11 protein-coding genes and 1 riboswitch are annotated in these 26,117 nt (G+C 50.0%); of the genes, 10 read left to right on the forward strand and 1 reads right to left on the reverse strand.

Going from position 1 to position 26,117, the window contains the following annotated elements; genetic code table 11:
• Positions 1 to 44 precede the first annotated feature (44 nt).
• The 5 genes from QQK89_RS03405 (at position 45) to QQK89_RS03425 (ending at position 10,617) form a co-directional block, all read left to right on the forward strand.
• On the forward strand, positions 45 to 1,562 hold the full coding sequence (locus tag QQK89_RS03405; RefSeq protein ID WP_284237030.1) for a response regulator: 1,518 nt from the start codon (positions 45 to 47) through the stop codon (positions 1,560 to 1,562).
• Positions 1,537 to 3,273, forward strand: a complete 1,737-nt coding sequence (locus QQK89_RS03410; protein WP_284237031.1) for a sensor histidine kinase — start codon at positions 1,537 to 1,539, stop codon at positions 3,271 to 3,273. The genes QQK89_RS03405 and QQK89_RS03410 overlap by 26 nt, the downstream gene beginning before the upstream one ends.
• 157 nt (positions 3,274 to 3,430) lie before the next feature.
• Positions 3,431 to 5,077 (forward strand): ABC transporter substrate-binding protein, encoded by a 1,647-nt coding sequence (locus QQK89_RS03415; RefSeq protein ID WP_284237032.1) that lies wholly within the window; start codon positions 3,431 to 3,433, stop codon positions 5,075 to 5,077.
• Positions 5,078 to 5,213: 136 nt separating this feature from the next.
• Positions 5,214 to 8,309: a discoidin domain-containing protein gene (locus tag QQK89_RS03420; protein ID WP_284237033.1), complete on the forward strand. Its 3,096-nt coding sequence runs from the start codon at positions 5,214 to 5,216 to the stop codon at positions 8,307 to 8,309.
• Positions 8,310 to 8,496: 187 nt separating this feature from the next.
• Positions 8,497 to 10,617: an alpha-galactosidase gene (locus QQK89_RS03425; RefSeq protein WP_434481619.1), complete on the forward strand. Its 2,121-nt coding sequence runs from the start codon at positions 8,497 to 8,499 to the stop codon at positions 10,615 to 10,617.
• 100 nt (positions 10,618 to 10,717) lie between these two features.
• On the opposite strand, the gene QQK89_RS03430 is transcribed toward QQK89_RS03425, so the two are convergent.
• Positions 10,718 to 11,599, reverse strand: coding sequence for an AraC family transcriptional regulator (locus QQK89_RS03430; protein ID WP_284237034.1), 882 nt, complete (start codon positions 11,597 to 11,599; stop codon positions 10,718 to 10,720).
• A gap of 142 nt (positions 11,600 to 11,741) precedes the next feature.
• Here QQK89_RS03430 and QQK89_RS03435 point away from each other — a divergent pair, with 142 nt between their 5' ends.
• The 5 genes from QQK89_RS03435 (at position 11,742) to QQK89_RS03455 (ending at position 26,100) form a co-directional block, all read left to right on the forward strand.
• A complete protein-coding gene (locus tag QQK89_RS03435; protein ID WP_284237035.1) occupies positions 11,742 to 15,071 on the forward strand; it encodes a DUF5107 domain-containing protein in 3,330 nt (1,109 codons plus the stop codon).
• Positions 15,072 to 15,081: 10 nt separating this feature from the next.
• Complete coding sequence (locus QQK89_RS03440) at positions 15,082 to 16,044, forward strand: DUF5107 domain-containing protein (protein ID WP_284237036.1); 963 nt, start codon at positions 15,082 to 15,084, stop codon at positions 16,042 to 16,044.
• Between the two features lie 175 nt (positions 16,045 to 16,219).
• Positions 16,220 to 16,406: riboswitch (cobalamin riboswitch) on the forward strand.
• A gap of 145 nt (positions 16,407 to 16,551) precedes the next feature.
• Positions 16,552 to 22,338, forward strand: coding sequence for an S-layer homology domain-containing protein (locus QQK89_RS03445; RefSeq protein ID WP_284237037.1), 5,787 nt, complete (start codon positions 16,552 to 16,554; stop codon positions 22,336 to 22,338).
• 154 nt (positions 22,339 to 22,492) lie between these two features.
• Positions 22,493 to 24,763 carry a right-handed parallel beta-helix repeat-containing protein gene (locus tag QQK89_RS03450; protein ID WP_284237038.1) on the forward strand — a complete coding sequence of 757 codons (2,271 nt, stop codon included), beginning with the start codon at positions 22,493 to 22,495 and terminating at the stop codon, positions 24,761 to 24,763.
• Positions 24,764 to 25,143: 380 nt separating this feature from the next.
• Positions 25,144 to 26,100, forward strand: a complete 957-nt coding sequence (locus QQK89_RS03455; RefSeq protein WP_284237039.1) for an NAD-dependent epimerase/dehydratase family protein — start codon at positions 25,144 to 25,146, stop codon at positions 26,098 to 26,100.
• Positions 26,101 to 26,117: the final 17 nt, after the last annotated feature.

The following is a 26,117-nucleotide window of genomic DNA, read 5'->3' on the forward strand; positions in this document are numbered from 1 at the left end:
AACATACGGGAAAACGACTTTCATGATCAGAGGAGTGACGCGGCATGTTGACTATTTTTTTGGTAGAGGACGAAATGATCGAGTTATCCCTGTTGAGGGACCATATCGATTGGGCCGGCATGGGCATTCAGGTAGCCGGCACGGCCAAAAACGGCCGAAAAGCGTGGGAGCAGATCCAACTGCTGAAGCCGGATATCGTCTTAACCGACGTTCGCATGCCGATCATGGACGGCTTGCAGCTCGCTTCGCTTGTGCAGGCGAATTTTGAATGGATGAAGATCGTGTTTCTTAGCGGGCATGATGAGTTTGGCTACGTGAAATCCGCTCTTCAGACAGGGGCCATCGGTTATTTGCTGAAGCCGATTAACCGCGCGGAGCTATCCGACGTTATGGCGAAGGTGAGAGACGAGGTCGAGAAAGAGAACCTGCTTCGCATCTCGAGGCATGTCCTGATCGAGAAGCGGGTCGAGGAGTTGTACCGCTCGGGCGGCGAAGGCAGAGAGCAATCATGGTTGGACTTAATCCGGATCGATCCGCGATTTGAGCTCAAGAAATATGTAACCGCTTTAATTCGTGGAGATCGCAGCTGCGCAGCCGATATTCAGCCAACGTTACGCTCGCTGTTAAGCGCGAATGCGATCGAAGGTTTCGTCATCAAGCTGAATGAACGGGAATGGCTGCTTGCGGTACCGTTCGAGGCAGGCGCCGATTACGAATGTAATTGGCACGAGCTAATATCAGCGATCAAGCTTGCCCATGACCGGAGCGTGATAATTGGCATCGCGGATACGGCAGCCGCGCTGAATCGGGCGCGCGAGATGTTGGGGGAAGCAAGGCGGGCAGCGGAGGAAAGCTTTTATATCGGTTATGGCCATATGATTCATTCCGGTCAAGCGCGCGAGGGAACCGACACCGTCTTCGCCTCCGAGGATGCACTACTGCTGAAGGAATTGTATGCCCATGACCGGCCCGCGTTCTTGAGTCGCGTCGAGCATTATTTCGAGACGCTTGTCCGGATGCGGGCAAGCCGTCAGAAGGTGCAGGAGGTCGCATTGGACGTGCTGAAGGTGATCGGAACCGCCTGCGCGAAGCTGGAGGATCAGGCAAAGATAGAGATCGGCGAGCAGCACGAATGGAACAGGGAGATGCTGGAGCTGGACACCGTTCCGAACATCATGTCGTTCCTGCTTGAGCTCGCTGCCCGTATCGGCCGTTACTTCGAGGAGCGCGGGCAAGACCGGCATTTGCTGCTCGTGCGGGAAGTTGCCGAGCATATCGATAAAGCGTACGCCGAAGCGCTGACGATCGATCAGCTAGCGGCCAAGGTATATATTTCCCCGAACTATTTAAGGGCTTTGTTCAAGGAGAAGCAGGGATGCACGATCCATGAATATTTGACGAATGTCAGGCTTTCTAAGGCGGTGGAGCTGCTCGCGGACCGCACGCTCAAAATACATGACGTGGCAAATAAGGTCGGCTACGATAATACTTCGTATTTTTGTTCGTTTTTTTATAAAACGAAAGGAGTTACGCCGAATGAATACCGTAAAAAATATCTTTAGTCTAAACGGTCTCTTTCGGCGCAACATGACGAACAGGCGATTCCGCAGCAAGCTGTTTATCGTCTACGCGCTTGTCGCGATTTTGCCGATCGCTTTTTTGGTCTACTATTCGTACGAAACGATTAAAGACCAGCTCATCCGGCAGGCGGTCGAGAACGTTGACGCTTCGATTGACCAGATCAATAACAATATCGAGAATAAGCTCGACATGTACGCGCAGAACGCCAGCCTTATTTATTTGGACACGCAGCTTCGCGACTATTTGATGAGCCACTACGAGAAGGGCGATATTGGCAAGCTGGACGCATACGACTACATTAACCAGACGTTGTACAAGATTCTCGCGATGAATCCGAATTTGAAGGCCATCACAATCTATATCGATAATCTTACGCTTCATTCGGACGGCTTGTTTATTAAGCATATGGACGAACTTCCGGAGAAGATGGCCCAGCAGTCGCTGCGCGCGGAAGGTTATATCACCCACTTCTATCCGGGTGACGGAGATGAGCGGGGCAAGATCTTCACGCTTGCGCGATCACTCAATTATTTAAGCCTCAATTATCCTTACGGGATCTTGACGATGGATATTTCAGAGAGGGAGATTTATTCGCTCATCGAGAAGGAAGGGAAGAACAAGACGGTTGTCGTGGCGGACCAGGACGGCCGCATTATCACATCCGATCAGTCGATGGCGTCCGTCCGGAATACGGCCGAGCTGTTGGCGGGAAAAAGCGACAGCTCGCTTGTCATCGAGAAGCCGCTTAGCAACGGCTGGCGGACGATTGTCATTTTACCGTACAAGGAACTGCTCAAGGAAGCGTGGAAGGCTTCGGGTAAAATGCTGACGATATCGCTGGCGTGCGTGTTTGCGGCCATTATTCTTATTTACGCCACGAGCCAGCTTATGACGAAGCGATTCGAAATATTGCTTCAGCAAATCCGCAAGGTGGAACGGGGCAACTTCGATTTGAGATTTCCTCCGATGGGGCATGACGAGGTCGGCCAGCTTTCGTTCGCCCTTAAGAAGATGGCTTCCAAGATCGAGGAGCTCATACAGGACGTGGCCCGGAAGGAAGTGCTGAAGAACGAGGCGGAGATGAGCAGTTTGCAGGCGCAAATCACGCCGCATTTTCTATATAACACGCTTGCTTCCATCTCGGCGCTAGCCATCAAGAGCAATAACGAGCAGGTTCATTTGATGGCAGACGCTTTGGCTAGGTTTTACCGAATTTCACTAAACAAGGGCAAAAAGACGATTACGATCGGGCAGGAGATCAAGCTGACCGAGCATTATATCTCCATCCAGGAGACAAGATTTCAAGGGCTGTTCCGGGTTTATTACGACCTTGACGAAACGCTGCTCAAGTACACGACACTGAAGCTGATCGTACAACCCTTCATAGAGAACTGCATCAATCACGCGATATGGGACGATGACTGCGGCATTGCGATTATCGTCAAGCTGCATGCCGAAGGGGAAGATGTCGTCTTCTCCGTTATCGACGACGGCATGGGAATGACGCGGGCTTCGCTAGAGCGGTTTCGGCAAGCATCCGACAAAGCGAATGGATATGGGATATATAACGTAGACAAGCGGATTAAGCTAGCGTACGGCGAGCAATACGGCGTAATGGTGTATAGCCGTCTCGGCATCGGCACTTCGGTGCGGATCAGGATCCCCAAGACGTTTGTGTTCTCGCCGCAATAGCATTTATAAATTCCGACTTTCATGATAGTCGTTTTCCGTTATGTTTAGTAACAATGTGATATGGAATCGAGCCCCATCGGCTGACTACAATTAACCTAAGCACAGCGGGAGCCGGTTAGCCGGCCCGTTTGCAATCGAATAAGGAGGACAGAAAAGCATGAGAGAAAAGGGGATTTTTAAAATTGCTTCAACGCTTGTGTTGCTTACGGCGGTTCTAGCGGGCTGCGGCAATAACGGTGCGAACACGCCGGCAAGCGGGAATGCATCGAACGCACCGGCCGAGACAAGTGGCGAAGAGGTGGCAGTTAGCAACGATCCGATCAAATTCACTTTTTTTGACGGCAATGTTGGCGATTCGTTCGATAATCCGGTTGCGAAGAAAATTACGGAGAAGACCGGCGTTACCCTGGAAATCCAGCAGCCGACCGGCAATCCTTCGGAGAAGCTGAACCTGATGCTCGCCAGCAACGATCTGCCGGATATGATGGCGATCTCGCGTGGTGACAATCTCGACAAATACATTGCGGCAGGCGCGCTTATTCCGCTGAATGATTTGATAGACAAATACGGTCCGCACATTAAGGAAATGTATGGCGATACGCTTAACAAGACGCGGAGCGCGGACGGCAAAAACTATTATTTGGCCAACTGGTACGGCCTTGAGCAATACCCGGTATTCGGCTTCATGATGCGCATGGACGTGATGAAGGAGCTCGGAGCGGGCGACAAAGCATCGAACGGCGAGCCGTTCACGGCGGAGGAGTTTGTTGCGCTACTCAAAAACTATAAGGAAAAATTCCCGTCTATCGACGGCAAGCAGACATACGCCATGACCCTAAACGGCGAGAACATGGGCGCGATATCCGGCACGTTCAAGGGTATGTTCGGAATTATGCCTTATTACGAAACGAACGGCGAACTGAAAAGCGATGTAAGAGATCCGAAATATTTGGAAATGATCAAATTCATCAATTCGTTGTATACGCAAGGTCTCATCGATCCGGAATGGGCAACGATCAAGACGCAGCAATACGAGCAGAAGCTCGCTTCGGGAACGATCTTCGCCTCGACTGACGCTTTCTGGAACCTGGGCAAGCCAAACACGGTGCTGAAAGAGGAAGCGGCGGATCCGTCCAAGAAGGACGAAAGCCAATTTTACCCGTATAAGGTCATCGCGCCGGGCGTCGATCCCGCTAAGACGACCTATGGGCCAAAAAGTTCGCTCGGTTGGGACGGCATCGGCATTACGACGAAGAACGCCGATCCGGTTCGCGCGATCAAATTCCTCGATTACCTCGCGAGCGAGGAAGGCCAATATTTGATGATGTGGGGCGTGGAAGGCGTTCACTGGGACATGAAGGACGGCAAACACGTGCCGAGACAGGAAGTTCTGGATGGCTTCAAGAAGGACTGGGGCGCCTACTCGAAGGAAACCGGCATCCGCAAATGGACGTGGACGATCAAGAACGGTCCGGGTTCGGACGGAACGCCGTACGACCTGATTGGCAGGTACGAGACGGATCCGGTATCGGCGCTTGCGATCAAGAACTTGGCGGATTCGTCGTTCGATACCGCTATGTATGACAATCTTGGCCCAAGCGGCGGCACGCCGGAAGCAATCAAGCAGACAAAGGTCGGAGAGACGACCGGCAAATATTTCCCGAGAATGATTATGGCGTCTTCCGAAGCGGAAGCGGTCAAGCTCTATGACACAATGATGAAGGAGCTGGATGCGGCTGGCCTTCCGGCGCTTGAGAAAATATACACGGACAACTACAACAAACGCAAAGAGCTTTGGAATTAACGATTATTGAATGAGGTGACTGAAGCACCGATTATCGTTTCTGATGACAAGCTTGAAGCGAGAAGGCGCGGCGCTTGATAGTGCCCGCCTTTTTTTGTCCGGATTGATCCCAATAGGAAGCTGATGGAGGTAAACGATGAGCAGAATGGCTTTAAGAAAAGCGATTGCCTTTTTATTGATCATTGCGATAGGAGTTGTTATGCTGCCTTACGATAGTTCCGCAATGTCTATGTCCCGCAAAATGCAAGTCGAACAGAAGAACGGAATCGTAACGGCCTCGAATGGTCAATATGTCTTTACTTACGATCTGTCGACCGGCCTCGGGAACGCAAGCTGGGGCAATCGGCAGGTATTGCAAAACTTTCATTCCGGCTATAAGCTGGCCGGCCGGGACGAGGACTTCCGTTCCTCCGATCGGGCTGCTCGAACAGCCAAATGGAATTCCATCGCGAAGGATGGCTACGGCTCGGACGGCGTGAAGCTGACGGTTACAAGCGCCTTGGCGAGCGGATCCACAATCGTAGCGCGGTTCTACTTTTATCCGAGTAAATCGTACTTTCTGACCGATATGAGCGTTGAGAACGAGACCTCTTTAACAATCGAGAAGCTCGAGCCGGTCTCTTCTTCCTACCTCGATATCGGGCCGGGCTCCGACAAGCGCATCTTCACGACGCCTTACACCAATAACTTTGACTTCGGCGTTGCGCCTGTCAATGACTTCGGCAAAAGCCAGAACGGCGCGGACCGTTTCGAAGGCGAGCAACTGAAATGGGAGCCGTTCAACGGCATTAGCTACTGGGTTGCCGCAATGTTCGATGATTCGGCGAAGCAAGGGTTCGTGGCCGGCGCGGCGACGGTGAAAAATTGGAAGAGCAGCCAGAAGCTTGGGGAAGCCAAGCAGGCTAACGGGCCGCTATCCGCGTTCAGCCTCTACAATTGGGGCGGCACGCAGAGCGGGAAGTCGGTCGCGTCCGACCGATTCTTCCTAGGTTTCTACGATGATTACCAGGCCGGACTCGAGGAGTATGGCTCCGTGTATAACATCGGCGAGCCGCGGATGGAATGGAAAGGCTCCGTACCAATGGGCTATAACACTTATTATTCCCACTACAATTACGCATCGGCGGAGGCGATGTATCCGCAGGTCGACTACATGGCAGAGCATCTGAAGTCGCTTGGGTACGAATATTTCAACCTGGACGGCGGCTTCCAGCCGGTCTCGGATATGCCGTTCGATGACGGGATGAAGGCTTTCGCGGATTACGTGCACGGCAAGGGCCTTAAGGTCGGCGGTTACCAGACGCCGTTCACCATTTATGACGGTTGGCTTGACCTGCCTATCCCGGGCACGGAATATACTCACCGGGATATTGTGCTGAGGGACGAGAACGGGAATCTCATCCGAACCTACCTTGGCACTTACGCGATGGACATTACGCATCCCGCGGCCAAGGTGGCGCTGAAGAACGCGATCCAGAAGTATATCGATTGGGGCTTCGACTATTTGAAGCTGGATTTTATCGATATGGGCATGTATGACGGGAAACGGTACGATCCTTCGGTAAACGGCGTTCAGGCTTACCGGATCGGCATGGGCATTATCCGCGACGCGGTACTTGCCGCCGGCCGTCCGATTTATATTAACGAATCCATTGCGCCGCTGCTTCCGGCCGCTTTCGCCCATGGCAGACGTTCGGCATGCGACACGACGATTGGCGTAAACGGCTATTCCGGCATCGAACGGCAGGCGTTTAATACGGCCGCGTCTTGGTGGACGAACGGCACTTTGTACGAGTATAATGACGCGGACATGATCATGCCGGAAAATTTCGCCCAAGGCTTCTGGTACAAATACAGCCAAAGCGAAGGCAAGCTGCTGGCAACGACCGTAGCGATGGGCGGCGGACACTGGCTCGCGGGCGACAATTTCCCGTTCCTGACGGAGGAGCGAATGGCCGTCCTCGAGAATAAGGAGCTGCTCGCGCTCGTTCAGGGTGGAAAAGCCGCAAAGCCGGTCGATCTGCCAAACGTGTACCACAAAGGGGAGCGTCCTCCTTCCGTTGTTTATTTGACCGCGGGCAACGGCGACGTATTTGTCGGCCTGTCGAATTGGAACACGAAGGAAGAGCAGCCAATAACGGTTAACTTCTCCGATCTTGGCTTGAATGCGAACGCCAAGTATACGATGAAGGAGTTATACTCGGGCAATTCGCTGGGCAAGGCGTCCGGGAAGTTCACCTATACGCTGCCGCGCAGCGGAACAGCTATTATTAAAGTGTCGAATGGCGGCCCGGGCAACGCCAACGGTAAAGGGCCGGTTAATCTCGCCCTTGGCAAGAAGGCGACGGTATCGTCAACTTGGAGCGATCCGGGGTACGAGGCGGATAAATTGACGGACGGCTTGCTGTCCACCAGATGGAGCGCCGCTAGCGGGCAGCAGAATGACCAGTGGGCGGAAATCGATCTCGGCGGCGAGACTAAGGTCAACCGCGTTGTAATCAAGGAACATAAGGGCGATTACTTCCAAATTGCCAACTATGCGCTTCAATATTGGGATGGCACGAAATACGCCGATCTGACGAAGGGGTTTACGGTCGGCGACAACAAGGTCATCAACTTCGATACGGTGACGACGTCCAAAATAAGGCTGTACATGAAAACAAGCTACTTCATCCCGTCCGTAGAAGAAATCGAGGCCTATTACGTCGAAGGAAACGGCGGACCGGTGATCGACCAGGACAACAGCAATTCGCCATACGACAGCTATTCGGACATTCGCGCCGGCGTACAGCGGATGCAGGTGTTCAAGCTGAACGACAGCAGCTTGCCGAAGCTGGACCTGTATATTTATGAGAGCTACGTGAACACCGTTCCTGCCGACGCCTACTTCTTCGACATCGTGGTCCTTGATGAACAGGACAATCCGAAGGAGACGCTTTTCACCGCGTCGCTGCCGCCTTATAACATCCCGGGAAGCGTAAGCCCGTATTCGATCTATCCGCGGCTGACCAATCTCGATACGACGAAAAAATACGGTTTGATTCTGCGGTCGCCGAAATCGGCCATGACCGAATCGACGAATAACAATTACGGCTTCGCCTACAACGATGCCAATTCTTACGCGGACGGTTATGAACGTCTGTCGTTGGACGGCGGCAAGACGTGGACGACCGAAAATAACGGAAAGCGCGACTTAATCTTTACGGTATATACGAGCGGCAACGGGAACTAGAGCGTTGCCGGGGGGGGGGGGGGGCGGGGGGGGGGGCCCNNGGTCGATGCCTTGCATCGGCCGCCGCTTGCATTGCCCGATTTGTCCATTCCGCATATCGTCCATCATTATCCGCATATCGTTAATTGCTTCAAGCCTAGATTTTCCGTACGATTAGCGCATCAAACAAATACACGAGGTGATTCTCTTGACTATACAAATGGATTCTAATTTGAAGCTATTCTCGCTTTCAACGGAGAACAGTTCTTACGTATTCGGCATCAATGACAAGGGCATTCTGCAGCATTTGTATTGGGGAGCCCCTATCGATGCTGCCGATTGCGCCCCTCTTATGGGCTCCCGTTCGCACAGCTCGTTCGACGCCGCACTAGACCGTGAAGCGGAAGAATACGCCTTCTGGGGCGGACTGTCGTATATGGAACCGTCGCTTAAGGTTCGCTTGCATGATGGCGTACGCGATTTGCGCCTTGTCTATGACGGCTATCGAATAGAGGAGACAGGCAAGAAAGAGATATTGACCATTACGCTGAAAGACGAGACGTATCCGATCGAAGTACGCCTGACCTACGCGATCATGCCGGGGCTCGATCTGATTGAGCGGCATGTCACGATTGCCAATACCGGGGACCACGATGTTGTGCTGGAGAGCGCTCAATCCGCCGCTTGGACAATGCCAATGCTTGAGGACTACCGCCTGACGCATGTAACGGGCAAGTGGGCCGGCGAATTCCAGCTCAGGGAGACCGTGCTGTCGGAAGGCAAGAAGGTGCTCGAGTCCCGGCGCGGCTTCACAGACGGACACGCGAACCCTTGGTTTGCAATCGACAACGGAAGAGCGGCGGAGGAATCCGGTGAGGTATGGTTCGGAGCTCTTGCCTGGAGCGGCAACTGGAAAATCGTCGCGGAGAAGACGGCGTTTGACCTTGTCCGGGTAACGGGCGGCATTAACGACTTTGACAGCGAATGGACGCTAGCTCCGGGCGAAAGCTTTGAGACGCCTACGTTCACCGGGGGATACGTCTCCGGCGGCTTCGGCTCCATGAGCCGTTTGCTGCACAAGTATCAGTACGAAGTTGTAGCTCCGGGCCGGGAACTGCGCAAGGTGCTATACAATTCGTGGGAAGCGACCTACTTCGACGTTAATGTTCAGGATCAGTCTGCTCTCGCCGAACGTGCGGCCAAGCTTGGGGTAGAGCTGTTCGTCATCGACGACGGCTGGTTCGGACAGCGCAACCATGATCGCGCGGGTCTTGGGGACTGGACTGTCAATCCCGAGAAATTCCCGAACGGGCTTGGCGAGCTGATCGACAAGGTGCGGAGTTACGGCATGGAGTTTGGGATCTGGGTCGAGCCGGAAGCCGTTAACCCGGATAGCGACTTATACCGTCAGCATCCGGATTGGGTGTACCATTTCCCGACCCGTTCGAGGACGGAGCTGCGCAATCAGCTTGTCCTTAATATATCCATGCCCGAAGTGAAGAGCTACATTATAAACTTTATGTCGGATCTGCTTGAACGGCATGACATTTCGTTCGTCAAATGGGATATGAACCGGACGATAACCGAGCCGGGCATGCAGAATCATCCGCTGAACCGGCAGAAGGAGCTGTGGGTACGCCATGTGCGCAGCTTGTACGAGATCTGGTCGGAGCTGCGCGAGAAATTCCCGCATGTCGCATTCGAGACTTGCGCGGGCGGCGGCTCGCGCATCGACTTCGGCATGCTGCGTTACGCCGACCAGGCTTGGCCGAGCGACAACACGGACGCTTTCGACCGGTTAAGCATCCAAGAAGGTTTCTCGTATGTTTACGCGCCTAAGCTGATGACTTGCTGGGTGACGGAAGAAGTTAGCGGCATGAACAAACGCGTTACCTCGATTCCTTATCGATTCCACAGCGCAATGACCGGTACGCTTGGCATCGGCGCCAACCTGAACCATTGGAGCGAGGAACAGCTTGAGGAAGCGGCCAATCTGGTCGCGCAGTATAAGACGGTTCGCCCGCTCGTGCAGGAAGGCCGGCAATATCGGTTAAGCATGCTGAAGCACAAAGGCGTGGAGGCGGTGCAATACGTCGGCGTTGGCGATAGCGGAGAAGAAGAGAGCGTGTTGTTTGCATTCTTGCACTCGCAGAAACTTGGAGACCGTTTCCCTCGCTTGCTCTTGCAAGGCCTGAATCCGGACAAGCGCTATATCATTGACGGTATCGAAGGTTCGCATAGCGGACTTGCGCTTATGCGGATCGGCGTAGAGCTTCCGCTGAAGGGCGATTTCGACAGCTTGATGTACCATATTCGGGAGCAACAATAATCCGATTCTCTTATCTGGCAATCGCATACCGCACAGAAGGGTGCCCCGCGGCAGACGAAACGTCTTGCTGCGGAGCACCCTTTTTCCTTTTTCCTTTTTCCTACCCCTTCGGGGTATTACGAAATTGAGTAGGCGATACGCCCATGTATTTCTTGAATAACCGAGAGAAGTAATAGGGATCGGATATGCCAAACTCGGTACAGATTTCTTTGATGTTTAGGCTAGTAAGTGCCAACATCTCTCCGGCGCGCTGCATCTTCAAACGAAGGAAAAACTCGATAGGCGGGCAGCCAGTTTCTTTATTAAACAAGTAGATAAGATGCTGTTTGGATAATCCGGTATGTTTGGCTAATTGCGGGAGGGTGATGGAGTCGGTCAGACGGCTGGTCATGTACCGCATCGCCAGCTCCATGTAATCCTCTCTTTTTTTGTCTTGAATCGTTCCTCCCGTACTTAAGCCTACGTGGCTCAGTAGATGTCTGATGGTCTGGGAGACGTGAATCTGGGCAGGCATGGAGTAGGGCTTGTCAGACAGAAGGGAGAAGCATTGCTGAAAATCCTCCAACCATTTGGCATGGGTAGCGGCAGGAAGGAACAGACCGGTATCCATGCCATAGGTTTGAATAAACTCCAATACATGCCTTCCGTGCAAGTGCATCCAATAAATCGTCCATGGCTTGTCCTCGGAAGCACCGTACCGGTGTGGGGTTCCCGCCGGGATGACAACAAGCTGCCGCGGCGAAATAGTCATCTTGCTTCCGATTTCAAGCCAGCCTTCCCCCTCGGCGCAGTAAATAAGAATATGGGAATCGCAGCCTTTCATTCTCTCCCGGTAATGATATTGGGCTCTGGGAAAACAACCGATATCGCTGACATACAGCGTGCTGGTCAGTTCATTGGCGGTAAGCTCGTCTACTATATAGTCAGGCTGAATAAACAGCTTCTCGGATTCAAAACCATCTTTTTTTCGGGTCTCTTCCATTCGTTACTTCTCCTTTATAAGGCAAGCTGCATTCCATTTCGAAGCAATAAGAATATCATCCATCAATAGCCGAGTTTCGTCAATTGGAATTCATGCCAATCGGCTGTAAATTGGAGGTAAGTAGTCAAAGGAGGAGTAATCAATGAATATACAGCAAGCCGCATCATCCGCTGAAACAGCCGTTCGCGTGTGGGAAGAAACTGTAGAAATTCCGACTTATGAAACCGGTGAACCGGATAAAAATCCAATGTTCCTCGAGAAACGCGTATATCAAGGAAGTTCGGGACGCGTATATCCGCATCCTGTTATTGATAAAATTCTAGACGAGAAGCAAGCAAAGCCGTACCGGATGGTTATTCTTGAGAATGAATATGTTCGAATTGAAGTCATGCCGGAGATTGGCGGCCGGATCTACCGCGCTTTGGATAAAACAAACAATTACGATTTCGTTTATTACAACCGCGTCATTAAGCCCGCGCTGGTTGGCTTGGCCGGACCTTGGATTTCCGGCGGTATTGAGTTCAACTGGCCGCAGCATCATCGTCCGAATACCTATGGACCCGTTGAGCATCTGTTTACGCAAAATGAAGACGGCAGCGCTACCGTATGGGTCAGCGAGATCGACCGGATGTACGGAACGAAAGTGACAACGGGCTTTACCCTGTATCCGGGCAAAGCGTATCTGGAAATTTCGGCTCAGCTGTACAACCGTACGCCTGAACCGCAAACGTTCCTGTGGTGGGCGAATCCCGCGGTTGCGGTTAATGATCATACGCAGTCCGTATTCCCTCCGGATGTAACGGCCGTATTCGATCACGGCAAGCGCGACGTGTCCCGGTTCCCGATTGCGACGGGCACTTATTACAAAATGGATTATTCCGAAGGCGTCGATATTTCCCGTTACAAGAATATTCCCGTACCAACCTCGTATATGGCATACAAGTCGGATTACAACTTTGTCGGCGGTTACGACCATGGCGTTCAAGCCGGGTTGCTGCATGTGGCAAACCACCATGTATCGCCCGGTAAAAAGCAATGGACATGGGGCAACGGAGAATTCGGCCAGGCATGGGACCGCAATCTGACGGATGAGGACGGTCCGTACATCGAGTTGATGACCGGCGTGTTTACGGATAACCAGCCCGACTTTACATGGCTCCAGCCTTATGAGGAGAAGACGTTCAAGCAATATTTTATGCCATATAAAAACATCGGCGTCGTGAAAAACGCATCCATAGACGCAGCCGTAAATCTCGAGGTTGATGAATCGGCTCGCACAGCGGTTGTCATGGCTTACGCCACTTCCGTCTTTGAAGAAGCGGTAATTGAGCTGAAGGGGAAAAAACGTACTTATATGAAGGAGACGGTTCAACTCTCTCCTGAATCGACGTACAAGACGATCCTTACTCTTGATGAGGACGATCAGCCGCATAACCTGAAAGTTACCGTCTACGATTCGGCTGGCCGTTGCCTTATTTCCTACAGACCGGCTGAGCCGTCGATTGAGCAGGTTCCGGATGCGGCGAAACCACTTCCTCTGCCGGAGGAGTTGAAGACAAACGAGCAGCTTTATTTGGCCGGCCTTCATCTGGAGCAATACCGGCATGCTACATTTGAACCGGAAGCGTATTACCTCGAAGGGCTCAAACGGGATAACGCGGACATTCGGATTAATGTCGCTTATGGAACGTTGTTGCTGCGCAGAGGACAATTCCAGGCAGCGGAAGTTCATTTCCGCACGGCGATTGCATCGCTTACCTGGCGCAATCCGAATCCTTATGACAGCGAGGCCTATTACCAACTTGGCGTGGCGCTTAAACTTCAGGAGAAGAACAAGGAAGCATTCGCTGCGTTTTACAAGTCGGTATGGTCGGCGCAATGGCAGGATAGCGGCTATTTCTCCCTAGCTCAAATTGCGCCGGATAAGCTTGAAGCATTAGAGCTTGCGGAGCGTTCATTGATCCGCAACAGCCGCAACTACAAAGCCAGACATCTGAAGACGGCGCTGCTGCGCAAGACCGGGCGATTGGCGGATGCGCTAGCTTTTGCAGAAGAGACTCTCAAGCTTGACGTTGCCGACTTCGGAGCGGCTTATGAGCGCGGTCTGATCTTAAGAGAGCTCGGCAGAGGACAAGAATATGCCGAGGCGCTGAGTAAAGTGCTCGGTTTGCTGCGTGGCGATGTTCATAATTATATGAATCTGGCAGCCGATTACGCTGGAGCCGGTCTCTATCAAGAGGCGGGAGAAGTGCTGGAGCAGCTGAGCGGTCAGCGAGTGTACCCGATGGTCCATTATGCGCTTGCCTATGTCTACGAGCAGGAAGGCAGAAGCGAAGAGGCTAACGCTGAGCGTCAAGCGGGTCAAGCCGCGCCACCGGATTACTGCTTCCCGAACAGCCTGTTTGAGCTTCAAATTCTAACAAGCGCGATAAATAACAACCCGTCTGACGATAAAGCACACTATTATCTGGGCAATCTGCTCTACGATAAGAAACGGAATGAAGAAGCGATCCGGCATTGGGAGGCTTCAGCGGAACTGCAGGATCAATTCCCTACCGTCCACCGTAATCTGGCGCTCGCTTACTTCAATAAGCAGAACAATCCGGAGGCTGCGCGCCAATCGTTGGAGAAGGCTTTTGCCAACAATGAGACAGACGCGCGCGTCTTCTATGAACTGGATCAGCTGTACAAGAAAATCGGCATGTCCGTACAGGAACGCTTGTCGCGCTTAGAGCAGCATAAGCAGCTTGTAGACAAACGGGATGATCTATACATTGAATTCGTATCGCTCCTTAATATTCTCGAGCGGCATGAAGAAGCGCTGGAAGCCATTCTCACCCGTCAATTCCATCCGTGGGAAGGCGGCGAAGGCAAGGTGACAGGTCAATATGTACTTGCACTCGTGGAGCTTGGCAAGCGTGCCCTGCAACAAGGAAACGGCCAAGAAGCAATCACTCTGTTTAACCGAGCACTCAAATATCCGGAGAATCTGGGCGAGGGCAAGCTTGACGGCGCGCAGGAAAACAACATTTATTATGGTCTGGGTTGTGCGTATAATGAGCTTAAAGACGCCGAACAAGCGGCCTTCCATTGGGCGATTGCTTCACAAGGATTGGAAGAACCCGCAAGCGCCATGTATTACAATGACCAGCCGCCGGATATGATCTTCTACCAGGGTATGGCTTGGCTGCAACTTGGCAACGAGAAGGAAGCGAAGCGCAGATTCAACAAGCTGATCGACTATGCCGAGAAGCATCTGTTCGATGAAGTGAAGATCGATTACTTCGCGGTTTCGCTGCCTGACTTCCTCGTATTCGAGGACGATCTGAACAAACGCAATCGAATTCATTGCCTCTATATGATGGGACTTGGGCTTCTTGGACTTGGCCGTATTGCGGAAGCAAGCATGCGGTTGGATGAAGTGCTGCAATCCGAGCCAAGTCACCTGGGAGCTCTTATCCATAAAGGATAAGGGAGGACTTATGAGCATAACAAAGTGGAGCAAGACGGAGGAACAGGGCTATGAGGTGCTGCAGGGAGAAAATGCGTTTATTTGCGTGCGCCTCGTTCCCGAGCGTGGCGGGAAAATAATCTCGCTTGTCAACAAGCGAACGGGAACCGAATGGATTCACCGAACGGAGCGTCCCTGGACGGCCCTTCGTAATGGAATGAATTGGGATGACGGAGATCAAGGCGGCTGGGACGAAATGTTTCCGACGATTGAGGCTTGTTCTTGTCCGGATGAGCCGTGGCAGGATAAGCGGTTTCCCGATCATGGCGAGGTTTGGTGCATGCCGTGGACTTATGCCATAGAGGGCGAGAGTCTATTCTTGCAAGTCGAAGGCAGGCAAATCCCATATCGCTTCGGAAAAAGGATTTCTCTCTCAGGCAGTGAATTGCTGCTAGAATATGAGGTGGAAAATCCGACTCGGCACTTGTTCTCTTATTTGTGGGCAGCCCATCCATTGTTAAACATCCGGGCAGGGATGAAGTTAGAGGTGCCGCCTTCCTTGAATGAGATCGAAATCGCCTATTCGCATGGCGAGAGACTAGGCCGCCTTTCCGATCTAAATAGATTTCCATTAGCGGAAGGACGAAATGGCGAAACGGTCGATTTGTCTATCTTGGAGGAGAAAGACAAGAACGCAGGCGAGAAGTATTATTTCACCGGAAAGCTGCAAGAAGGTAATGTTCGATTAACCGATCCCATGTCGGGCGAAAGTATGATGTACCGGTTCGCTCCGGGCGAGGTGCCGTACCTGGCGATCTGGGCGCATTACGGAGCTTTCGGCGATTATACGTTCGCCGTGGAGCCGGCAACCGGCTATATGGACAGCGTTCACCGCGCGCATGAGCTTGGCAAGGTGAAACAAGTTCTGCCCGGAGGCACAAACAGATGGGCGCTTCGCGTGGAGCTGGGGATTAGTAGAATCAAAGGAAATTAGTTTTAACGTTATAGACATAAGAAGCTTCGCATGAGTTGTAATAACTTAAGCGAAGCTTTTTTACTCGAAATTGTCAGTTTTCTATTTGAAGCGAAGTTGTCAAAGATCTAGTAAATAACGCTTGCGCTTAGTAGACGAATGGGTTATTCTTCAAGGAATGCCACAACTATAATTTCATATCAAAGAGATTAATGGTGCTGTGTTATACACAGCTTAATATGGAAGATCAGTGCAAATCTGACGCGGTCCCGCCACTGTAACGCTGAGTATGCTAACGTGTTTCCACTGTATTAAATATACGGGAAGGAGTTAGCCATACGATGAAGCCTAGCCAGGATACATGCCATTTATCGTTATTTCCATCGTTTCACGCGGATGAAAAGAGAGGGGGTTACTATGCTTTTTTTTAAGCATGGCTGTTTGCGTCTGTAGAACACCTTTCACCTTAACTTGTGAGAGGTGTTTTTTTGTTCGGCAAAATGAAGCTAAAGAGGAGATAGATTTATCATGTTGAAGCGGAAGATAGAAAAAAAGTACATAGCAGCATGTCTCGCCATTATGATGCTCATGACCTTATTCAGTCCATCAGCTGTATGGGCTGCTGAAGCAACTTCTAAGGTTGAAAGTACAAATGGGTATGTCACGATAACGGTTGAGAAATTTACGCTTGGACAAGGCTACATCTTGGATCCGGTTCGTGTCCCTTATCATGAGGGAGACAGGGTATCCGATGTTGTAACTGAGGTTTTGGGGGAAGGAAGTTACCGCAGTGTAGGCAGCGTAGACAACAGATTCTACCTGTCGGGCGTATATGATCCTGATGCCGGACAAGTCGAAATACCTGCCTACATCCAGCAAGCCATAGGTGGAGCCGGAAAGATCGGTTCAAGGGCGAATGCGGATTGGTTAAGCGAATTTGACTATACTCAAGAATCTGGCTGGATGTATGCGGTAAATAATTCGTTTCCGAATGTAGGGTCATCGGACGCTTATGTGATGGATGGAGATGTTATTCGCTGGCAATATACCGTCTATGGATTAGGACGAGATTTGGGTAGCAACGAAGATGGCGGTAACGCCCTTATCCAAACTGCGAACAAGGATGCCTTAACGGAGAAAGTGGCTGAGATTAACAGCAGTCCAAATAAATCCGATATTTTAGCTGATACTGTGGTGCAAGCTGCTTACGATCACGCCTATGATGCCCTTACGGACTTGGGGAGCGATCAGTCTGTCGTTAATACGGCTTTAGCAGATCTATCGAAAGCTATGGATGATAACAAGGAGTTGGATAAGTCTGAATTAGAAGCAGCTATTCAACAAGCGGAGTTAACCAAAGATTCCGTGAAAGCGAGTACAGACGGTTCGGATGTCAGAACAACCGAGTACTGGGTAGACGATACGGTTCTTCATGCACTGACAGAAGTTATCGTGTCCGCCCAACAATTAATTGCGGATTCCACTGCTTCTCAAGAAGCCGTAGATGCCAAGGTACTGGCACTTAATCAGGCGATAACGATCTTAAATGAAGCGAAACAAAAAGGTTTGCTTGAAGAAAGCGCTAAGTTTAATGTGTCGTTTAAGGTAGCGCCAAAAACCGCCACGCTAGAGCTCTATAATGCGAAAGATCAGCGTGTAGACATCGGCGCGGCCGAAGCAGGGACATATAACATCTATAATACCGCGCTGCCTGCAGGCGACTATAGCTATAGAGGCTTTGATGCTAACGGAAATGGTGTTGGCGGCGGCAAGGTGACCGTTACGACGCAACAGGATCAAATCTTTGAACTTCGCCAATTAAATTTGAAGGCGAGCAATTCGGGATGGATCGTGAACCAAGACTATATGGTCAAGGTGGGGCAGGATAGTCCAAACGACACTTCACTGACAGTTGGAGCCATAACGGCCACTGGTCAAGCTCCTGTACTTGTTGCTACGGGGCATACGTATTATTATTCTTTCTCCCCAAGCGAAGCGCGTACGGCTGAAGGATACATTGAGCTAGCCAATAGCGTTACGGTTACCTTATCGTCCTCCGCACAAACGATTAGCGCAAGTGTTCCGTTATCGCGTGAAATTAGCTTTACTGTACCGGAAGGCGCGTCGTTATTTGTAGGAAGTAAAACTAAGCATTTTATTGCTTTTACCGAGATAGAGCCAGTGGCGACAACAGTTGTGGACGGCAAACAAAAGTTTAACTATAAGCTGGTTAATAACCAGGAATACAACTATCGGGTAAGTCAGGAAGGCAAGCTGACCAACACCGGGACGTTCAAAGCGACAGAAGCCAATGCCTCGATGGAGATTACCCAGGAGCAATTAAACGTACTTCCTCCCAATGCCATTTTAAACCGGAATACTTATTTGGAAGGCAACATTTATCTCAATATTAATGAACAAAATCATCTGAAGCTGGCAGCGCCTGGCGAAGAGTTTAAGCTAATGCCTTTACGGAGCTGGCAGGCATTAATCGAGGGCATAAACAACTACTTCTTCGAACCGGATTATCATTATGAAATCATAACGGGTGATAATGTAATTGACATTGTTGAAGGGCAACCTGGAGGCTATTCAACAATTCGGGCAAAAGCGAATGGAACGGCCATAGTTAAAGTAACCTATGATGCGCTAAAGGTGAATGGGTCGACCTATATTAAAGAAGCCAATAATGCATTTAGCGCCATTTGGCCGGAAAATGTAGGTTTGTTTGTGGTTACCGTAGGTCAAGGAGAGACGGGGATCACGACCGGCATTGAGAGCAACAAGGAACGTAATCAGAAGGCTAATGAAGGCAAGACAGGCAATAGTGTCAATAATCTACAGAATGGCGCATTTGATTCAGATATTGACAGTGTGTATTACCTGGATACGCAGCCGGGAGCGGTCTTTACGTTTACGCCTACCGCCGGCAGTGAAGTGAGCGTGCTTCGGCCGGAGATTGATCATGCATTGGGGACGGCATCTTACGGAGACGGCAACTTCTCTACCAGGAATGTCATGCGCAACTCGGACGGGTCCTTCAGCGTGCTGCTGACGGAAGGCAGAAACATCGTGAAGGTCGAAAAGGACGGTCTGGCTGAATACCAGGTGATGACGGCTAGACCGCTGACTGTAACGATTGACAATGTGACTCGTCCCGGTGAGAAGGTTGGTCCGGGAGATCAGGTCAAAGTAAGCTTCAATCAGCTATCATTCCCAGCCAACAAGCTATCAGGCATCTATAATTTTAATGGACAGATTATTTTTAGTGCAGGGCCGGAGCAAGCACTGGTTACTTCAGGTGCAAGTCAATACAGCCTTGCCAAAAGCTTGAATGTATTTCAGGTGCCTGCGGATTTGGAAGGCAGCTATAGTCTTAAGGACGGGCGAATAAAATTAGGCTTTTTCGGTAGCCCGATTGGTGCTCACCGTGAGATTGATCCGCTTACAGGAGCTAACCCTAATTTCACGGCAACGGCCAAAGAAGGCTATTATAGTATTTTTCCGGAAATTGTTATTGTTCAGGGGACGGAGCCCAAAGCCGCAGACAAGACCACACTGCTCTTCGCTGTTGACGACGCTAAGGAACTATTGGCTTCTGTTCAGGCAAGTACGGACGGAAATGATATTCCGCAAAGCGAGTATTGGGTGACGGAGGAAGTATTCAGCCAGTATTCGGCATTAATTGAGGAAGCGCAAGCTTTAGTTGCCGATGAAAGCGCCAGCCAGGAGGCCGTAAATGCCAAGGTGCTCGCGCTGGAGCAATCCTATTCATTATTTAGCAGTGCAAAACAGCAGGGACGTTGGCTTCCTATTAAGGAATTACTAGACAAGCAGCTGGCATATCTAGCGGAAAACGTAAGCAATCCCACCTTTGGCACATCTGGGGGAGAATGGAGCGTCCTTTCCCTTGCACGCGCGGGTTATGATGTTCCGGAGAACTACTTCGCGAAGTATTATTACAACATGGTTCGTGAAGTTAAAGGCTTAATGCCCGAAACCTCAAGCAAGCCGGAAGGATTATTGGATAGAAATAAGGGGACGGAGCATTCCAGACTTATTCTGGCTCTTACGGCAATTGGTCAAGACATACGGGATGTAGCCGGCTATGACATGAGTGCGGCCTTAGCCGATTTTAATTATGTCATCAAGCAAGGCATTAACGGACCAATCTTTGCGTTAATCGCGTTTGACAGTCATCAATATGATATCCCGACAGTAGAGACTACGGCGAATCAGACAACGCGTGACAAGCTCATTGCTTATATTCTTGGCAAAGAAGTAGCGGGTGGAGGCTGGAGCTTGTCCGGTACGGCCGATCCTGATATGACAGCGATGGCGATTCAAGCACTGGCTCCTTATTATGAGAACAAGGAAGAGGTTAAGGCAGCTGTAGACCGTGCTCTTAACTGGCTTTCCGCGGCTCAGAACGGATCCGGAGGTTACTCGAGCGCCGGCAATGAGAATGTTCAAAGCGTCGCGCAAGTCATCGTTGCCTTAACGAGTCTTGGGATTGATCCGCATACGGACAAGCGATTTATGAAGAACGGGAATTCCGCGATCGACAATTTACTATCGTTTGCTGCGCCAACAGGAGGGTTTGTCCATCCAAAAGGCGGTCATGTGGATGGAATGGCGACAGACCAGGGGACTTATGCGCTTGTTGCGTACAATCGCTTCCTACAGGGAAAAACCAGCCTGTATGATATGACGGATGTGGACATTAAGGACGCAAAGCCGAATATAACCGTACCGCTTCCGGCTGAAGAACCTTCGCTTGTTATTCCTAACGATGGAAGTAACTACACCATTCGCGTGAATGAATCCGATCAGGCTAAGGATGTTTCTATTGATCTGCCAGTACCAGCGACGTCGCAAACCTTCATAGAATTGCCGTCAAATGCAGCGCTACCGCAGTTGTCGATTACAAGAGGCCATGTCTCTCTGAGCTTCCCTCAAGGAATAGTTATGGATGGCAGCGGCTCCTCTAAACAGCTTGAGTTAATCTCGCCTAATAATAAAGAGGATGTTGCATTTAAGACAAGCTTAATGGGTTTGATTGACGTAAATCAGCAAATAGATGCAATTACGGAATACTTTACGGTCGGCGGGGAGGAATCGATTAACTTTACGAACGGTTTTGTTGCGATCACCTTTGCAGGCATGAAGGGCAATCATGTTGTTTATATTCGCAATGGCCAACCAATCGCTATTCACAAGTTTGCTAGCAATGAAGCGGGTTTGGCGAGCGGCGCATCTGAATATGCGTATGAAGATGGCAATGATCTTATCGTCAAAACGAATCATTTTACGGACTTTGCCGTTTATTCGGTTAAAAACAAAGACGACGGAGGCGTGGTTGGACCGGAGCCTGGCAAATCAACCGCTCTGCTGTCGATAGACAAGCTGACGATTAATAAAGGTTATGTTCTGTCTCCAACAACGGTAGAATTTACGCCTGGCGAGACCGCTTGGGATGTATTTAAACGAGAACTAGATAAACGCGGCATCCTATATGAATACTCTTACTCCAATAAATATAACAGTGTCTATGTGGAATCTATAGCCGGCGACGGAGAATTCGATCACGGCGACAATAGCGGCTGGATGTATAATGTAAACGGGGTCTATCCGAATTATGGAGCAAGCAACTATAAGCTGAAACAAGGCGATGTCGTGCAGTGGCGTTATACGACAGATCTTGGTGCCGATCTTGGACAGGTTGTTCCCGGAGGAGGGGAAGAGCCAGGCACGGAAGAAACGGAGAATGGGGCTAAGACACTCGCAGACTATTATAAGGATAGCGGAGATGTTTCTTCCTGGGCAAAGGATCTTGTTCTGCAAGCGACAAAAAAAGGATTCATTGAAGGTTTTAACGGAAGGTTGGATCCGAAAAAAGAGGTAACGAGAGCGGAATTTGCCAAGCTCTTGGTTGAGGTATTTAATCTGCAGACCGATAAGATTAGCCCTTTCCATGATGTTGAATCGTCAAAATGGTTCTATCCGTATGTAAATGCCGCTTATGCGGCAGGAATTATTACAGGGTATAACGATCAATTCAAGCCTCAGGATACGATTACGAGAGAAGAAATGGCGGTAATGATTGCAAGAGCGCTGAAGGGCGGATCAAACGTAGCCAATTCATTCTACAAGGATCATGATCAGATCGCCCCATGGGCTCAAGTTGAAGTAGATTCACTCTTAGCTTCAAGCATTATGGAAGGCTACAACGGTCAATTCAATCCTAAAGGTACAGCAACCAGAGAGATGGCGTTTGTTGTTATCATGAGGGCTTATCTACACATGGAAGGTTAAGATATTAACGCAAACACAGCCAAAGAGGCATCTCACAAGTTCGTCGAACTTATGGGATGTCTCTTTTTCTCATTCATAAATCCTCTCTCACCGTATCCGTATCCCAACATATAATAGATTAATAGAAATTAATTCTATCAAGGAGTTGGTGGAGTTGGCAGTTGACAAGAATACGTCCGTTGTGACGGACTTCGGAGCGATTGGGGATGGAGTGTCAGACGATACGGCGGCGTTCCAAGCTGCGATTAATGCAGGAGCTGGGCAGGTTTATGTTCCGAAAGGGTCGTACGTTGTAAAAAACATATCCATTCCGTCTAATATCTCTCTCATTGGAGCGGGTGCCGGCAGCGTGTTAAAGCTGCATCCTTCATCGGTGGATTGGGACATGGTTATCCGGCTAATTCGTTGCAGCAACGTCAAAATCTCCAACCTTACCATCGACGGTAATCGCGGCGCAATCGGTTTGGCCGACAATCAAATGCACGGTATAGGCTTGGATAGCGAAACAGCCAACATTACCGTTGAGAACGTTACTATTAAAAACACTTGCGGAGACGGGATATGGATAGCAGGCGGATCTATGGCGAACCCGGCTTATTTATCGAAAAATATCATGATACGGGATTGCTATATTTCTAATGCGGGCCGGCAGTCTATCGCTCTTGTTATGGGCGATCAAATCAGCATGATTGGAAACGTCATGGATGGCCAGCTAGATATTGAAGCAGAAGAACTCGGAGTTAATGATGTTAATGTAGTCGGCAATATTGCCGGAGCGATTGCTTACAACAATCCAGTCAATGGCGGGGGCCGCGTAACGATAACCGGGAATAACGTCATTAAAGACGTTTATATTTGGGGATCGAGCAACTTTACATTTTCCAGCAACGCGGTAAAAGGAAAAATTCGCATCGAAAACAGCTCTTATGGAACCGTTTCAAATAACTGGTGTTCGGCGTTGATCTGCTCGGGTACAGCAGAAGGATTAAACGAGCAGATCTCCTTTGTTGGAAACACGGTAGATTCAACAAGTTTGGATCTAACGGATAACGCTACCAACGGTGCGGCGGCTTGGGTTTGGAACAGCCAAGGCATTACGTTCAGCAGCAACAACATCATTTCCCCCAAACGCCACGGCATCCTCATTGATGGCGGCGTTAGCAACATTCGGCTAACAGCAAACCAGCTTATTGATACGGCGGGCACAACCGCAACGAATGGGATCGGCAAAGTTTCCTATGGCGGCGATAGCCATATCCATATCGCCAACAACAGCATTCGCAACTATAATCAAGGATTTAAATCGGACGGATCGGCTTCCAGCAGCATTGGAACTTTAACGGGCAATATTATGGAGTGCCGGACGGCAAATGTCGCTTCGTCGATCCTGGATAATCTAGTGGTTGAGCATAACACGTTTATCGGTAACGCGGTCGTAGGGTTCTATTACAGCCAGAACGTGATGATCCGATACAATCGTTTTCTAAATACAGCAACAACGTCAAGGCTTTTGCAGGTAGAAAATTGCACAAGTCCAGTAACTGAAGCCAATTATTTCAAAACAGGCACAACACCGGCGCAGCTGTCTGCGAACGGTTCAACCGGCATGAATCAAGCTGGGGCCGTTTGGAGGCAGGGGAGCGGACAACCAGCCGTAAACAGTGATTTTATTGGCCAGACTTATGTGGACACAGCTTCAAAACTGGCTTATGTAGCTACGGGTTCAGGAGCGGCTTCAGCGGATTGGCAAGCCGTGGGTAAAAGCGGTGTCAGCACTTCCAACAGCACGATTTATTCCCCGTCAGGCATCCCTTTCAAGCCAAGCGTATCCGATGGGGGAGTGGTGACATGGGCGTTTGCGGGGAAAGCGTACGACACTTTTACCCGCGCAAACTCTACAACCTCGGCAGGAGCAGCGACAGTTGGCGGAACATGGGTTGCGCAAAACGGCAAATGGGGAATATCAAACAACCAGCTTTACTCTGCAAGCAATGGAAATACTGAAAAGTTAACCTTGCCTGCCGTAACAGGTGACTACACGCTTACGGCGGACGTTCTTGGCACGCTCGACAACAATACCAACTACTCCGTACCTCAATTGATGATTCGATATGTTGATAGCAATAACCATATGAAAATCTATTTGCAGTCCGGCTTCTTAAGGCTCGAGGCATTGATTGCGAACAACAATGTAGTATTAGCGTCAGCAAGCGCAACAACGGCGAGCAAAACGACTTATCGCATTTCTGTATCGGTTACCGCAAGTACAATAATGATTAGCGTAGATGGCGCGCAAAAGATTTCGCATACTCTCTCTTCAGCTAATCAGACTATATTTGGAACGAACGGAGTTACGGGGGTAAGGCTATTGACCGGCGGTTCACCTGCAGCTGCGGCAAGATGGGATAACTACCTGATCACGTAAGCGGTATGTCCAATGTGCCTGAAAAAAATTGAAAAAGAAGCTTTCCACGAGTTGTCTAAACTTATGGAAAGCTTCTTTTTTACATTTGTGTTCATAGAAATTTTTATTGACTTGTTACAAAATGTAGCTTAAATTTAGAAGTATAAATCGGATACGAAGTGTATCTATGATATCGGTTAAAGGAGGAAGGAAAGGTGCTTCCCCTAACAATTGCTTCTCGTTTGATTCCGGTCAAACCGATGCGATTGAGTCATTTTTTGACTATGTAGATACATATTGTATCTAATGTTGTGTGCAGCTGAGCATAGGTCCGATTAAGAATTCAGGCACTGCCGCTGTTTCATTATTGGAATTATAAATGTAGAGAGGATTGAATTCCTATGCATCCTAAAAAAGTCATTGTTACCGGTGGTGCTGGTTTTATTGGTTCCCATATTGTTGATCGTTGTCTCTTGAAAGGTTGGGAAACGATTGTCGTTGATAATTTGTCTAAAGGGGAAGTTGAGAACATTCCGATTGGCGCCAAATTCTATCATGCCGATATCCGATCGCATGAGATGGAGATGATTATAGCAAAGGAACAACCGGATGTGATTGTTCATCAGGCTGCGCAAACGGATGTCCAGTACTCTATTAACGAACCTCTTGAAGATGCTTCAGCCAATATCTTGTCCACTATTCGGATACTTGAACTGGCTGTAAAGTACGGGGTTCAAAAGTTTGTCTATGCTTCATCCGCTGCTATTTATGGCACGCCTGAAGAGGTTTTGATTAATGAATCCCACCCCAAACATCCGATGTCCGGTTATGGGGTGTCCAAATATGTACCTGAGTTGTATATAAGCACATATGCCAAGCTGTACGGATTGAAATACGGTATTTTACGGTACGCCAATGTGTATGGTCCCCGTCAGGCAAGTGACGGAGAAGGCGGTGTAGTTGCCGTTTTTGTTGACCGTCTGCTGCGCGGAGAGAAGCTGATCATTTTTGGAGACGGGGAACAAACGAGAGATTTCATCTTCGTAGAAGATATTGCGGATGCCAATATCGCTGCCATTCTGTCAGAGCATAACGTCATTGTGAATATAGGCACCTCGCAGCCTTCCAGTATCAATAGGCTTGTGTCCAGCTTGCAGGATTGCTGCGAGGTGAAAACAAGAGTCGAGTACCGTCCTGCCCGCGCAGGAGACATTATGCATAGCTGCCTTGATAATCAACAGGCCATTATCCAACTAGGCTGGGAGCCCAAAGTAAGGCTTGAAGAAGGGCTATGGAAGACGTATTCCCACCGTTTGTCCCAAATGAAGCAAATGGCTAAATCCGCAGCGCATACTTAAAAGAATGGCAACGGATA

This window comes from Paenibacillus glycanilyticus, assembly GCF_030161375.1.
Taxonomy (GTDB): domain Bacteria; phylum Bacillota; class Bacilli; order Paenibacillales; family Paenibacillaceae; genus Pristimantibacillus; species Pristimantibacillus glycanilyticus_B.